Here is a 13,524-nt window from a genome sequence, read left to right as displayed (position 1 = left end):
GGAACCGAACATGTCGACCAGTCGCAATCTCACCCTGATCATCATGGCCCTGGTGGCCGTGCTGGCGCTCGTCGGTTGCACCCGCGAGATCACCACCGTCGAGCAGATCGATCCCGGCGCTTCGAACTGCTTCAACTGCCATACGGACGATCCGGAAACCGACCAGTACGGCCTGACCGACAAGCAGCTCGAGTGGTCGTTCTCGAACCACGGCATCGGCGCCTACGTGGGCTACGCCGGCGGCCGCAACGGCTGCTCCGGCTGCCATTCGGGTGCCGGCTTCGTCGCCCGTCTGGACGGCGCCACCGACGTGCCCTACGCCACCACGATCGGCTGCTGGGCGTGTCACGCCCCCCACACCACCGGCGACTTCGCGCTGCGGATCAATGAGCCCCAGCCCCTGTCGAACGGCCTGATGCGCGACATCGGCTCGTCCAACATCTGCACCGCCTGCCACGTTGCCCGCACCGCGGTCGATGTCGCCCTGGCGCCTGAGTTCCCCGACAGCACCGTCGGCGGCGTGCCCCTGGACCAGGTGAGGATCACCAGCAGTCACTGGGGCGGCCACCATGGTCCGCAGGGCGAGATGTTCTACGGCAACAACGGCTACCACTTCGATGGCTATACCTACCGCACGGACGTGCCGCCGGCCCATGACGTCGAGGGCATGACCCGCTGCTTCGGCTGCCATGGCAATGCCAACCCGGTCGTGGATCTGGGCGGCCACTCCTTCCAGCAGCGCAACACCGCCGGGGACATGAACGTCGCCAGCTGCAACCGCTGCCACGACGCTCTCGTCGACTTCGACGTGAACGGCGTCCAGACCGAAACCGCCGAACTGCTCGAGACCCTGCACGGCCTTCTCGAGACCCTCGGCCTGGTCGACGTCGACGGCCACCCCATCTCCGGGGCCCGCGGCACCGAGGTCCAGGTCGGTGCGGCCTGGAACTTCATCAACGTGGAAGAGGACCGCAGCATGGGTGTGCACAATCCCAACTACATCCACGACCTGCTGACGTCCTCGATCGCGGCGCTGGGCGGCGCGCCGGCCAAGTAGACCGGACGGAACGGTCCCGGCGCCCCGGCGCCGGGACACCCCTCACGCAGAGAAGGCCCGGATCGCAGGATCCGGGCCTTCTCGTTTTCCGTGCGGTGCGCGCCGGGGCTACGGCCAGTACAGCAGCCGCCCGCAGCTCTCGCACTTCTGGACCTTGTTCTCGTTGGTCTTGCTCACGAACGAGGAGGGGATGTTCGCGAAGCAGCCGGTGCAGAGGTTGCTGACGACCGGCACCACGGCGTGGCCGAACTTGCCCGTCAGGCGGCGGTACCAGCTCAGGTGGCCGGGCTCGATCTGGCCGGCCAGGTCCTCGCGCGACTTCTTCAGTTCCTCGATGCCGCCGTGCTTGAAGCCGAGGTCCTCCAGTTCGGACCCCTGCTCCTCGGTCTCGCGGATCATCTCGTCCAGGTCCTGCAGGGCGACCAGCAGTTGCAGTTGGGGATGCATGGCTAGTCCTCCTTCATGGCGGCGCAGAACGTCTCGTAGTTCTCGGCGGCCATCAGCTTCTCGCGCAGCCCGGCGTTCTGCACCCGGTCGATCAGCGCGGCCAGCGACTTGATGTACTGGTGGCCGCTGTCCTGCGGGGGCGCGATGAGCACGAAGAACAGGTGCGTCGGGTTGCCGTCCTCGGAGTCGAAGTCGACGCCGGCCTGGTGGCGGCCGATGAGCACCGTCAGCCGCTGCACGGCGAGGGTGCGTCCGTGGGGGAAGGCGATGCCCGGTCCCACGGCGGTGCTGCCGAGGGCCTCGCGGCTCTGCAGCATCTGGAGAATGGTGTCGGGGTTGGAGATCTCGGTACCGGCGACCAGACCCTCGACCAGTTCGGCGAGAGCACCCTGTTTGTCCGTGGCTTGCAGGTCGGGGAGGAAGAGATCGGGGGAGGTGTGCTTCAAAACCTCGGCAATGTCCATGAGCGCCGCACCACCTTGAGTCAGCGGGGGAATTATGTCACACTTCGTCCCGGACAACCTAATCCATGGCCAACCGATAAACAAGGTGCAATTGGCCGCTCAGGGCCCGCGGAGACGCCGCTGGGCCCGTTTTCCGGATCCCGGGAGGTGCGCCATCGGCGCCGAGACGAAGACCAGCCAGGACGACCGCCGCGAGGGGATCGTCATCCGGGCCACGGGCGGCCACTGCCTCGTGGCCGTCGATGGCGAGACTTGGCGCTGCCAGGTGCGGGGGCGCCTGAAAAAGGGGCCCCGCGAGAGCCAGACCGTCGCCGTGGTCGGCGACCGCGTCGTCATCGAGATCGGGGATGCGGCGGCCGATCCCCCGACGGGCGTCATCGCCGAGGTGGGCGAACGCTGCAGCCGCATCAGCCGGATGGCCGCCCGGCGCAGCGGCGGCCACATCGAGCAGGTCCTCATGGCGAATCTCGACCAGGTCGTGGCCGTGCAATCCCTGCGCGATCCCGCCCCCCAGACGGGGTTCGTCGACCGCCTGCTGGTGGCGGCCGAGCGCTTCGGCGTGGCCGGGGTGCTGGTGCTGAACAAGACCGACCTCGTGGCCGACGGCGAGCTGGCGGCCGAGGAGGCCCGCTGGAGCTACTACGAGGGTCTCGGGTACCGGGTCGTGTGGGCGGCGGCCGCGTCGGGCCGGGGCGTGGACGATCTGCGCGAGGTGCTGACAGACCGCATCAGCCTGCTCATCGGCGCCTCGGGCGTGGGCAAGAGCAGCCTGCTCAACGCCATCCAGCCGGGCCTGCGCCTGCGGGTCAACGAGGTCACGGAGAAGACGGGCCTCGGCCGGCACACCACCACCCGCACCGAACTCTTTCCCCTGCGCGGCGGCGGCTTCATCGCCGACAGCCCGGGCATCCGCGGTTTCGACCCCTGGGACATGGACATCCTGGACGTGCGCGAGCACTTCCCGGATTTCCGGGACCCGTCCGGCGCCTGCCGATTCCGTTCATGCCTGCACCGGGACGAGCCCGATTGCGGCGTCAAGAACGCGGTGGCCCTGGGGGAGATTCCGCCGTGGCGACACGAGGCCTATCTGGCCCTCCTGGCGGGACTCGAGGAGCGGCAGACCCGGGCGGGGCGGCGCCCGGGCGGCAGATCATGACCGCAGACCGGTCAGGAAACCGTAGAACTTGACGGCCTCTTCCCCCTCGTGCAGGACCCGGTCCAGGGGGGTGAAGCCGGTGGGGGGATTCCAGCGGGTGCTCCGCTCGGCCCGGTCGGCTGCGACCCAGCCGGGCAGGCGGGTGCCCAGAATGCTGGGCGATTTGGCCGCCGTTTCATATATTCCGAGGGCGACGACGCCGACATAGAGCAGCAGGCCGCCCGCGCGCAACACCGGATGCATGGGTCTCCTTCCCGTCCCGGCCCCCGTCGGCGACCCCGGGCGGGCCGCCGGAACCGGGCCGGTTCCGCGCCGCCGTCGCAAGTGGTGTGCCAGCAACGAATCGTCGCCCCACCTCGACCGGGTTCGGGCGTCAAGCGAACGGGACGGCCCAGCAGCCTCCCCTGGAGACCGGGACCCGATGTCCGCCCCCACCACCCGCCAGTTCAAGTACCGGCTCTCGAGTGCCCTGGCCCGCCTGATGCGGCGGCCCCGCCTGACGCCCGGGTCCCTGCGCGCCCTGAGGCCCCGCCGCATCCTCATCGTGCGCCAGCACAACCAGATGGGGGACATGGTGTGCGCGACCCCGACCTTCCGGGCCCTGGCCGAGACCTGGCCCGAGGCGGAAATCGCCCTGGTGACGGCGCCGGTGAACCGGGAAGTGGTCGAGGGGCATCCCCACCTGCAGCGCATCGTGGCCTTCGACCGGCGCGTGTGGCGCAATCCCGTGCGGCTGTTCCGCTTCCTCGCCGACCTGCGCGGCTTCGGGGCCGAGCTGGCCTTCGTCCTGAGCAGCGTCTCGTTCTCGGTGACGAGCGCCTGGATCGCCGCGGCCAGCGGCGCCCGCCACATCGTGGGCGCCGACAGCCGACCCTTCGGCTGGGACGTCAGCCGCCACGTCTTCAGCCTCGAGCTGCCCGCGGCCCCCGTCATGGACCGCCACGCCGTGCAGCACAACCTGGCGCCCCTGGCGGCCGTCGGGATCACGACCGACGACCCCCGGCCTCTCGTCGTCCCCACCGCGGCCCAGGGCGCGGCGGCCGACGCGGTGCTCGCGGCGCTCGGCCTGAGGCCCGGCTTCTGGGCCCTGCATCCGGGCGCCGGCAAGGCCCAGAACATCTGGCCGGCCGCCGGTTTCGCCGCCGTGGCCCGACGCGCCCGCGCGGCGGGACACCAGGTGCTGATCCTGCACGGCCCCGCCGACCGGGAACCCCTGGCCGAGCTGGAACGTTTGCTGGCGGCCGATCTCGGGCCCGACCTGCGCGTCGCCCCGGCCGCTCCGGTCGGCGTGGGGGCGGCCCTGCTGCAGCGGTCCGACCGCTTCCTGTGCAACGATACGGGCGTGATGCATGTGGCGGGCGCCCTGCGGGTGCCGACGGTGGCCCTCTTCGGGCCCACAGACCCGGCGCTCTGGAAACCCCCGGCCCCCGAGGTCGTGGTCGTCAGGTCGCCGGGCCAGGCAGCCGATGCCGTCGGCCCCGAGTTCGGCTGGATGGAAACCATCGTCCCGGACGCCGTGTGGATGGCGTGGTCCGGCCTGCCCGGTCGGGCCGTCGCGAAGTGAGGTCGCCGTGGAAATGATCGTCGTGAACGTGCTGGTGCTGGTCTTCTCGGTGGTGGTGCACGAGGTGGCCCACGGCTGGGCCGCGTGGCGGCTCGGCGACCCGACCGCCTACGAGCAGGGGCGCCTGACCCTCAACCCGATCCCCCACATCGACCCGATCGGCAGCATCGTCGTGCCGGTGCTGCTCTCCCTGACGGGCGGCATCATGTTCGGCTGGGCCAAGCCGGTGCCGGTGCACGCCGGACGCCTGAACCACCCGGACAACGACCACCCGAAGGTGGCGGCGGCCGGTCCGGCGAGCAATCTGCTGCTGGCGGTGTTCTTCGCCCTGATCCTGGGTGTGACGGTGGGCGTCGCCGGGTTCCCGCAGCCCGGGGACGGGCCCACCCTCGGCCGCTTCTTCTTCTCCATGGGCCAGACCGGCATCATGCTCAACGTGCTGCTGGCACTCTTCAACCTGGTGCCGCTGCCGCCCCTGGACGGCAGCTGGATCCTCAGCCGCTTCCTGCCGCCGGCGCCCCGCGCCCGCTACGAGAACCTGCGCCGCTACGGCATGCTGCTGGTGGTCGGATTTCTCGTCCTCATGCGCTACACCCCCGTGGGCGGCGTCATGACCGGCGCCCTCTTCGCCGCGGCCAACCCCTACTTCAAGCTGGCCCAGGGCATCGCGACGGCGCTCGGGGCCTGACGCCGGTCGGACTCAGCGCGCCGACGCGGCGACCGGGGTCTCGGGCACGAAGTTGTGACGGACCTGGGCCCAGGCGCTCTCGTTCCCCGCCCGGTCGACGGCCGTCACCGCGTACACCGCAGGGCCGCAGAGCGGCGCCGGGTCCAGCCAGCGGGCCTCGGTCACCGGCTCGGTGGTCTGGGGCCACACCTGCCCGTAGGCCAGGCGGTAGACGTGGTACCCGACGCAGTCGGCGTCGGTGGTGTTGGGCCGCCAGTTCACCTTCACGTGGGAGCGGCTGGTGGTCGCCTCGAGCCCCACCGGGACGGCCGGCGGGGCCGTGTCGGCGACGGGGACTGCGGGGGCCAGCGGCCCTTCGGCGGCGCAGCCGGTCAGCAGCGCGGTCAGGATCAGCAGCGGCAGCGATGCGATGGTCTTCATGTTTCGTCCTCGGCTTCCCTCTCGAGTCCCGGTTCCCCGCCGGGTCGCCAACCGGAAGAGCCTTCCGCCGGGGCGGAAGGCTCTTGGATTCACCCAGCGAATGGGAACCATCTCCGGAATGTCAGTCCGACAGGTCGGACATGGCGTGGCCGCTCTCGATCGTCAGGTACGAGGTGGTCACGGCGCTCTCGTTGCCCGCGTTGTCGACGGCGAAGACGTGGTACATGCTGGCGCCCTGCAGGGGAGCGGTGTCCACGTAGGTGTGGATCAGGGACGGCGTGCCGACCAGGGTCTGGCTGACGCCGTTGCGCTCGCGGGTGACGATGTAGCCGGCCAGGTCGCTGTCCACGGTGTTCGTGTCCCAGCTCAGGACCGCGGCGCCCGCGCTGTACTCCAGGTCGACGTTCGCCGGCACGGCCGGGGGAGCGGTGTCGATGGCCGGAGCGGCCGGGGTGGCGGCGTCGTCGCTGCAGCCGGTGAAGGCGACGGCGGCGAGGGTCATGCAGATCAGAGCCAGGATCTTCTTGTTGCTTGCCATGGGATGGTCCTCCTTCGATTCGCTTGGTTGCCCGATGGTCTCTTGTGGTTGCGGCAGGCCGGGATCCGTTGCAGTGGCACAGTTGTTCAGGGTTGCTGCCCGGCCTGCCGCGTCCACGAGGCCCCGGCTGCAAAGGCGGTGCCACCAGGTGACGCGTTGCGCCCCTTCGGGCAACTGCCAGGTTTTTCAATCCATTAGACGCATCGTGGAGGACGCGCGGGGAATCACGCGGAGCCATCGGGTCTTTTGCGGATTGTGATATGCGCGACCCCGAGCGCGTCGGGATTGCAACTTGCCCGTCAATTCCGGCGTCCCGTGGGGGCGCCCGGAGGCCGGCGGGCGCCTGCCCCGGCGGCGGGGACGGGCCGGGTGCGAGTCGCTTAAAGCCCTTGACAGGTTTTGGTTTATGGGTAATGATGTGAATCGAATCCAGCGGAATTCACGCCTGAAAGAAGACCGTGACGGCTCAATGACCAGGATAGGAGGCTTGCCATGACCAAGGCCGATATCGTTGAGGACATTGCCCAAAAGACGGGTCTGACCAAGAAGGAAGTCGCCGAGACGGTGGATCTCTTCCTCGAGAAGATCGGAGACCTGCTGGTGGCGGGCAAGCACCTGGAAATTCGGGGCTTCGGGACCTTCAAGGTGAAGGAGCGCAAGGAGCGCATGGCCCGCAACCCCCGCACCGGCGAGGCCGTCCCGGTCCCGTCGCGCAAGGTGCCGGTCTTCAAGGTCTCCAAGATGCTGAAGGACAAGGTCGCCGACACGATCTGACTCCGGGTCCGATTCGCTGCGAAGCCCGATGGCCCGACGACCTGAAAGCTCCGCAACCTGCGCCGGGTCGATCGCTCCCGCTGCGGAGCGGCACGGAGGGAGCGTCCGACCCGCCGCCGCCGGACGGCCACCACACCGGAACCGGTTCTTGCGCCCCCCGGCCGACACGGGAGGCGGGAGAGCCGGTTTTCCGTTGGCGCCGGGGAAATTAGGATTTGGGGTCGGACGGTTCCGGCGCGTATCCTAGGCCCCGGAACCCGAAGCCGCCCCGCGCTCCCGCCGGAGGAAATCCCCATGTCCGCATCGCCAACCGTCGCCGGCGCCGACCTCGTCGACATGCGCAGCGACACCGTGACCCGCCCGACGCCGGGCATGCGCGCCGCCATGCTCGCCGCGCCGGTCGGCGACGACGTGTTCGGCGACGATCCCACCGTCCGGCTGCTGCAGGAGGAGACCGCGGCGCTGCTGGGCAAGGAAGCGGCGCTCTACGTGCCCAGCGGCACCATGAGCAACCAGCTCGCGGTCAAGGCCCAGACCCGGCCGGGCGACCAGGTCGTGCTCGAGGACGGCGCCCACATCTACCGCTACGAGGCGGGGGGGCCGGCCCTGCTCAGCGGGGTCCAGCTCACCTGTGTCCCGACGCCCGACGGGCGCCTCGACTGGGAGCGCGTCGCGCCCGCCCTGAACCCCGACAACGTCCACTGCGCGCCGCCCGCCCTCGTGTGCGTCGAGAACACCCACAACAACGCCGGCGGCATCATCCAGCGGCAGGACGACCTGGTGCGCCTGGGCGAGGAGATCCATGCCCGCGGCCTGCGCCTCCACCTGGACGGCGCCCGACTCTGGCACGCCCACGTGGCGACGGGGCTGGCCCTGGACGCCCTCGCGGCGCCCTTCGACACCATCAGCGTGTGCTTCTCCAAGGGACTCGGCGCGCCCGTGGGCTCGGTCCTGGTGGGCGATGCCGCGGTCATCGCGCGGGCCCATCGCTTCCGCAAGGTCTTCGGCGGCGGCATGCGCCAGGTGGGCATCCTCGCCGAGGCCTGCCGCTACGCCCTGGCCCACCAGCTCGCGCGCCTGGCCGAGGACCACGCCCACGCCCGCCGTCTCGCCGCCGAGACGCGTCATCCCCATCTGCGGGTCGCCCACGCGGTCGAGACCAACATCGTCATCTTCACCGTCGCCGGAGCGGGGGGCGACGCGGACCTTCTCGCCCACCTCGCGGCCGCCGGTGTCCGGGGCGTGGGCTTCGGGCCGGGCCGGGTGCGCCTGATCCCCAACCTGGATACCCCCGCCGCCGCCGTCGATCGGGCCGTCGCGGCGCTGAACGCGTGGCCGGGACCCGCGAACTGATCGGAGCACGCAGGTGAAGATCGTCATCATCGGGGCCGGATCCGTGGGCTACGAGCTCACCCGGATGATCAGCCGCCGCGAGCACGACGTGATCCTCGTCGAGCGCGACCAGGAGCGCCTCGACGCGGTCATCGAGGACCTGGACTGCCGGTTCGTGACCGGCAGCGGCGTCAGCCCGCAGGTCATGCGCGACATCGGCATGACCGACTGCGACCTCGTGGCGGCCGTCACCGACAGCGACGAGATCAACATCATCTCGTGCCAGACGGCCCACGCCCTGGGCGCCAAGGTGAAGGTGGCCCGGGTGCGCAACGAGGACTACTTCCAGGACCACCGCCTGCTCCTCGACGGCATCGACATGGCGATCAACCCCGACCATGAGGCCGTGCACGCCATCCGCGAGGTGCTCTTCCAGACCGGCGCCACCGAGATCCACGACTTCGCCCACGGCAAGGTGCGGGTCATCGGCGCGCGCGTCGAACCCGACAGCCGCGTCGCGGGCCGGACCCTCGCCGAGCTGCACCGGGAGCTGGGCGCCCGCCTGGCCCTGGTCATCACCATCGTGCGGGGCGAGGAGACGCTCATCCCCACGGGCCGCACCGTGATCCAGGCCGAGGACAAGGTCTACATGGCCGGCTCGCGCAGCACGGTGAACCGCTCGCTGTACTATTTCCAGGCCCGGCAGCGCCGCCTCTCGCGCGTGATGATCGTGGGCGCCAACGCCATGGGCCGCGAGCTGGCCCGCGACCTCGTCGCCGCCGGCGTGAAGGTGAAGATCATCGACCGCAACGAGGAGAAGTGCCGCCGGGCCAGCGAGCAGCTCCGGGGGGCCCTCGTGCTGCACGGCGAGGGGGCCGACTCGGACCTGCTCGAGTCCGAGGGCGTGTCCGAGATGGACGGCTTCGTCTCGGTGGCCCAGGACGAGGAGACCAACATCATGGCCTGCCTGCTGGCCCGCCACCACGGCGCCGCCAAGACGGTGTGCCTGGTCGACCGGCCGGACTACGTGCCCCTGCTGCCCCTGCTCGGCGTCGACGCCGCCATCTCGCCGCGCCTGTCGACCTCCAACTGGATCGGCAGCTTCGTCCAGCGCGGGGCCGTGATCAGCGCCGAGAGCCTTGGCTACAGCGGCGCCGAGATCCTGCAGCTCGAGGTGGCGCCGGGCTGTCCCTGGCTCGGCCGCAAGCTCATGGAGCTCACCTTCCCCGCCGACGCCGTGATCGGCGCCGTGCTCAAGGGCGGCCGCGTGCTCACGCCCGAGGGCACGACGGTCCTGGCGGCCGGCGACCAGGTCGTGGTGTTCGCGCTCCCGTCGGGAGTCGATGCGGTGGTGCGCTTCTTCTCGGGCGGCGCCTCGTGAGCATCCGCTCGGTCCTGAAGGTCCTCGGCTTCCTGCTGCTGGTCACCGCCGGCTCGCTGCTGCTGCCGGCCGTGGTCAGCGCCGCCCACCGCGAGCCCGACTGGCCCCACTTCCTCTACGCGGCGGCGGTGGGAATCGGCGTCGGCGGGCTGCTGCTGGCGGTGCTCCGCGACGCGCCCGAGCTGCGGGTGCGGGAGGGCTTCGCGGTGGTGGCCTTCGGCTGGCTCGGCGTCGGGCTGCTCGGGGCCCTGCCGTACTGGTTCAGCGGCCAGATCCCGTCCTTCACCGACGCGGTCTTCGAATCGGTCTCGGGCTTCACCACCACCGGGGCCTCGATCCTGACCGACATCGAGAGCCGCACCCACGGCACCCTCTTCTGGCGCGCGTTCACCCACTGGCTCGGCGGCATGGGCATCGTGCTGCTGGCCCTGGCGATCCTGCCGCTGCTGGGCGTCGGCGGCATGCAGCTCTTCCGCGCCGAGGTGCCCGGGCCGGTGGCCGAGCGCCTGACGCCCCGCATCCGCGAGACGGCCAAGCTGCTGTGGGGCGTGTACGTGCTGCTCACGCTGCTCGAGTTCCTGGCCCTGGTGATCGCCGGCATGGGGCCCTTCGACGCCGTCTGCCACAGCTTCGCCACCATGGCCACGGGCGGTTTCTCCAACCACAACCAGAGCGTGGGGGGCTACGCGACGCCGGCCGTCGAGTGGATCATCATCGTCTTCATGTTCCTGGCGGGGGCCAACTTCTCCCTGCACTACCTGGCCCTCACCGGCCGGGTGCGGGTCTACGCGCGCGACGAGGAGTTCCGCTTCTACGGCTCGATCGTGCTCGTGTGCACGGCGCTCATCGGCGGCTCGCTCCTCGTGACGGGCTTCTATCCCGACTGGGGCACGACCCTCCGGCACAGCCTCTTCCAGGTGGTCTCGATCATCACGACCACCGGCTTCGGCACCGCCGACTACCTGCAATGGCCGCCGGTGGCCCACGCCATCCTCCTGATCCTGATGGCCGTGGGCGGCTGTGCGGGGTCCACGGGCGGCGGGGTGAAGGTCATGCGCGTCTTCATCCTCCTGCGCCACGCCAAGTACGAGCTGAAGAAGATGCTGCACCCGCGCGCGGTGTATACCCTGTGGTTCAACGACCGGGCCCTCTCGCCGGCGCTGCTGACGAACGTGCTCGGCTTCTTCCTGCTCTACCTGCTGGTCTACGTGACCGGGGTCGTCGTGCTCACGCTCGGCGGCCGCGATCTGGTGACCAGCGTCGGGGCCACGGCCGCCACCCTGGGCAACATCGGCCCGGGGCTGGGGCTGGTCGGTCCGGCCAGCAACTACTCCGCGCTCCTGGGCTGGGAGAAGTGGCTGCTGGTGCTCTTCATGCTGATCGGGCGGCTCGAGATCTTCACCGTGCTGGTGCTGCTCCTGCCCGAGGCCTGGCGGCGCAGCTGAGCGCCGCCCAACCGAAAGGTGACGTCATGAACTGGATCGATCCCGCCGCGGCCGTCGAGCGCTGCGGTGCGTTCATCCGCGAGACCCTCGCCGCATCCGGCCGCGACCGGCTCGTGATCGGGCTGTCCGGCGGCATCGACTCGGCCGTCGCGGCGGGGCTGGCCGTGCAGGCTCTCGGCCCCGACCGGGTGGCCGGCGTGATGATGCCCTACGCCACGAGCAGCGCCGCGTCCCTGACCGACGCCCGCGCCGTGGCCGACACCCTCGGCATGGCCGCCGACACCGTCGCGATCACGCCCATGGCCGACGCCTTCCTGGCCGCCTTCGCCAGCGACGACCGCGTGCGGCGGGGCAACGTCATGGCGCGCTGCCGCATGATCGTGCTCTACGACCGCTCGGCCCGCGACGGCGCCCTCGTGCTCGGCACCGGCAACCGCACCGAGGGGCTGCTGGGCTACACCACCATGTACGGCGACAACGCCTGCGCCCTGAACCCCATCGGCCAGCTCTACAAGACCGAGATCCGGGCCCTGTGCGCCCACCTCGGGCTGCCCGAATCCGTGCTCACGAAAGCCCCCAGCGCCGACCTGTGGGAAGGCCAGGCCGACGAGGACGAGCTCGGCGTCACCTACGAGGAGGTCGACCGCCTGCTGGTGCACATGGTCGACGAGGGGCTGGGCGCGGGGCAGCTGCGGGCGCTCGGCTTCACCGACGAACTCGTGGTGAAGGTCGGCCGGCGCGTGCGGGCCATGGCCTTCAAGCGCCAGGCGCCCCCCGTGTGCGACTTCCCCGGCCGCGTCGATCCCGACCGCGCCGGCGCCGACTTCGGCGACACCGGCGGCAAGGACGGGGGCTTCCATTGAGCGAAGACCGCCCCGGCGCCGCACCGGCGGCCGTCGCGCTGCCGGAATTCGATCCGCCGGCCGGCGTGTGCCATTTCGTGGCGACGCCCATCGGCAACCTGGCCGACGTGGGCCTGCGCGCCCTCGCGGTGCTCGCCCGCGTCGACGTGGTGTTCGCCGAAGACACGCGCCACACGGGCCGGCTCCTGAAGCACTACGGCCTGCGGGTGCCCCTGGTGCCGTACCACGACCACAACAAGCGCCAGGTCGTGCCGCGGATCGTGTCCCGCCTGGCCGCCGGCGAGCGGGTGGCCGTGGTCAGCGACGCGGGCATGCCGTGCATTTCGGATCCGGGCTACGCGCTGGTGCAGGCCCTGAGGGAGGCGGCCCTGCCCTGGACCGTGATCCCCGGCCCGTCGAGCACGCTCGCGGCGCTGGTGCTGTCCGGATTTTCACCGGACCGATTCCTCTATCTGGGGTATGCTCCGCGGAAGAAGGGGCAGCGCCGGGCCTTCCTGGCCGAGGCGCTGGCCGAACCGGGCACCGTGCTCGTGCTCGAGTCGTGCCACCGGATCCGCTCGACCCTCGAGATCCTGGCCGAACTGGCGCCGGGGCGCCCGCTCGCCGTGGCCCGCGAGATCACCAAGCTGCACGAGGAAACCCCGCGGGGGACCGCCGCCGAACTGCTGGAGATCATGAACGGGAGCCGCCTCAAGGGCGAACTGGTCCTGGTCGTGAGCGGGACCGGATCCCGCCGCAAAGGAGAAGACACATGAGTTTCGCCGAGTTCAAGCGGGACGCGCGGGCCAAGGTCAAGCCCGTGGTCCTCACCCTGGACCGTCTCGGCTTCACCCCGCTGACCGTGTCGTTCGTCGGCCTGGCCATCACCGCCGTGGCCGGCCTGATCGTCGCGCGGGGCAGCCTCTTCTTCGGGGCCCTGGTCTTCGTCATCGGCTCGGCTTTCGACATGCTCGACGGCGACCTGGCCCGCCTGCAGGGCACCGTCTCCGAACGGGGCGCATTCCTCGATTCCTGCTTCGACCGCCTCGGCGAGGCCTTCCTCTTCGCCGGCCTGACCTGGTACTTCGCCCGCGATCCCTACGGCGCCGACGCCACGGCCCTGGTCCTGATCACGGCCACCGTGGTCGGGAGCCTGACCACCAGCTACGTGCGGGCCCGGGCCGAGGGCGTGGGGGAGACCTGCCAGGTGGGCTTCTTCCAGCGCACCGAGCGGGTGATCCTGCTGACGCTGGCCCTGCTGCTCGGCCGCTGGGCCGTCGTGCCGGTGCTGTGGTTCCTCGCGGCGGCCACCCTCGGCACGACCGTCCAGCGGATGGTGCACGTGGCGGCGAAGCTGCCCGGACCGCGGGCCGCCGGGCCGGGCGCCGCGACGCCGGCCGCCGCGGCCGGACCCGA

The 13,524-nt window shown here is 70.8% G+C and carries 16 protein-coding genes; 11 read left to right on the top strand and 5 right to left on the bottom strand.

Annotation, left to right across the window (positions count from 1 at the left end; translation table 11 throughout):
* Nucleotides 1-10 precede the first annotated feature (10 nt).
* Complete coding sequence (locus KDM41_08815; protein ID MCB1183523.1) at nt 11-1,057, top strand: hypothetical protein; 1,047 nt, start codon at nt 11-13, stop codon at nt 1,055-1,057.
* Between the two features lie 108 nt (nt 1,058-1,165).
* On the opposite strand, the gene KDM41_08810 is transcribed toward KDM41_08815, so the two are convergent.
* Both KDM41_08810 and KDM41_08805 read right to left on the bottom strand, forming a co-directional pair.
* Nucleotides 1,166-1,504, bottom strand: coding sequence for a hypothetical protein (locus KDM41_08810; protein ID MCB1183522.1), 339 nt, complete (start codon nt 1,502-1,504; stop codon nt 1,166-1,168).
* Between the two features lie 2 nt (nt 1,505-1,506).
* Nucleotides 1,507-1,968, bottom strand: coding sequence for a PTS sugar transporter subunit IIA (locus KDM41_08805; GenBank protein MCB1183521.1), 462 nt, complete (start codon nt 1,966-1,968; stop codon nt 1,507-1,509).
* Nucleotides 1,969-2,059: 91 nt separating this feature from the next.
* Between KDM41_08805 and rsgA the strand changes: the two genes are divergently transcribed.
* A complete protein-coding gene (gene rsgA, locus KDM41_08800) occupies nt 2,060-3,124 on the top strand; it encodes a ribosome small subunit-dependent GTPase A (GenBank protein ID MCB1183520.1) in 1,065 nt (354 codons plus the stop codon).
* On the opposite strand, the gene KDM41_08795 is transcribed toward rsgA, so the two are convergent.
* Nucleotides 3,119-3,367, bottom strand: coding sequence for a hypothetical protein (locus tag KDM41_08795; protein ID MCB1183519.1), 249 nt, complete (start codon nt 3,365-3,367; stop codon nt 3,119-3,121). The two genes, rsgA and KDM41_08795, sit on opposite strands and share 6 nt — an antisense overlap.
* Before the next feature lie 178 nt (nt 3,368-3,545).
* On the opposite strand from KDM41_08795, the gene KDM41_08790 reads away from it, so the two are divergent.
* Both KDM41_08790 and KDM41_08785 read left to right on the top strand, forming a co-directional pair.
* Entirely contained in the window at nt 3,546-4,688 is a 1,143-nt protein-coding gene (locus KDM41_08790) for a glycosyltransferase family 9 protein (GenBank protein ID MCB1183518.1), read from the top strand.
* Nucleotides 4,689-4,695: 7 nt separating this feature from the next.
* The gene (locus KDM41_08785; GenBank protein ID MCB1183517.1) at nt 4,696-5,376 is read left to right on the top strand and encodes a site-2 protease family protein; all 681 of its coding nucleotides are present in this window, start codon (nt 4,696-4,698) and stop codon (nt 5,374-5,376) included.
* 12 nt (nt 5,377-5,388) lie between these two features.
* Here KDM41_08785 and KDM41_08780 read toward each other — a convergent pair whose 3' ends face one another.
* Both KDM41_08780 and KDM41_08775 read right to left on the bottom strand, forming a co-directional pair.
* Nucleotides 5,389-5,796, bottom strand: a complete 408-nt coding sequence (locus tag KDM41_08780) for a hypothetical protein (GenBank protein ID MCB1183516.1) — start codon at nt 5,794-5,796, stop codon at nt 5,389-5,391.
* A gap of 121 nt (nt 5,797-5,917) precedes the next feature.
* Entirely contained in the window at nt 5,918-6,334 is a 417-nt protein-coding gene (locus KDM41_08775) for a hypothetical protein (protein ID MCB1183515.1), read from the bottom strand.
* A gap of 492 nt (nt 6,335-6,826) precedes the next feature.
* Between KDM41_08775 and KDM41_08770 the strand changes: the two genes are divergently transcribed.
* From KDM41_08770 to KDM41_08740, 7 genes are all read left to right on the top strand, one after another.
* Nucleotides 6,827-7,108, top strand: coding sequence for an integration host factor subunit beta (locus tag KDM41_08770; protein ID MCB1183514.1), 282 nt, complete (start codon nt 6,827-6,829; stop codon nt 7,106-7,108).
* A 294-nt stretch (nt 7,109-7,402) separates the two neighbouring features.
* Nucleotides 7,403-8,461: an aminotransferase class I/II-fold pyridoxal phosphate-dependent enzyme gene (locus tag KDM41_08765; GenBank protein MCB1183513.1), complete on the top strand. Its 1,059-nt coding sequence runs from the start codon at nt 7,403-7,405 to the stop codon at nt 8,459-8,461.
* A 13-nt stretch (nt 8,462-8,474) separates the two neighbouring features.
* Nucleotides 8,475-9,821 carry a Trk system potassium transporter TrkA gene (gene trkA / locus KDM41_08760; GenBank protein ID MCB1183512.1) on the top strand — a complete coding sequence of 449 codons (1,347 nt, stop codon included), beginning with the start codon at nt 8,475-8,477 and terminating at the stop codon, nt 9,819-9,821.
* Nucleotides 9,818-11,266 (top strand): TrkH family potassium uptake protein, encoded by a 1,449-nt coding sequence (locus KDM41_08755; protein ID MCB1183511.1) that lies wholly within the window; start codon nt 9,818-9,820, stop codon nt 11,264-11,266. Before trkA ends, KDM41_08755 begins: the two co-directional genes overlap by 4 nt.
* Nucleotides 11,267-11,292: 26 nt before the next feature.
* On the top strand, nt 11,293-12,129 hold the full coding sequence (locus KDM41_08750) for an NAD+ synthase (protein ID MCB1183510.1): 837 nt from the start codon (nt 11,293-11,295) through the stop codon (nt 12,127-12,129).
* Nucleotides 12,126-12,884 carry a 16S rRNA (cytidine(1402)-2'-O)-methyltransferase gene (gene rsmI, locus KDM41_08745; protein MCB1183509.1) on the top strand — a complete coding sequence of 253 codons (759 nt, stop codon included), beginning with the start codon at nt 12,126-12,128 and terminating at the stop codon, nt 12,882-12,884. The genes KDM41_08750 and rsmI overlap by 4 nt, the downstream gene beginning before the upstream one ends.
* Nucleotides 12,881-13,524, top strand: a 644-nt coding sequence (locus tag KDM41_08740) for a CDP-alcohol phosphatidyltransferase family protein (protein MCB1183508.1), incomplete at its 3' end; no start/stop codon positions are given. The genes rsmI and KDM41_08740, both read left to right, overlap by 4 nt.

The sequence above is a fragment of the bacterium genome, assembly GCA_020440705.1.
In the GTDB taxonomy this organism is placed as follows: Bacteria; Krumholzibacteriota; Krumholzibacteriia; order LZORAL124-64-63; family LZORAL124-64-63; genus JAGRNP01.
This window is presented reverse-complemented; position numbering and strand designations above follow the sequence as displayed.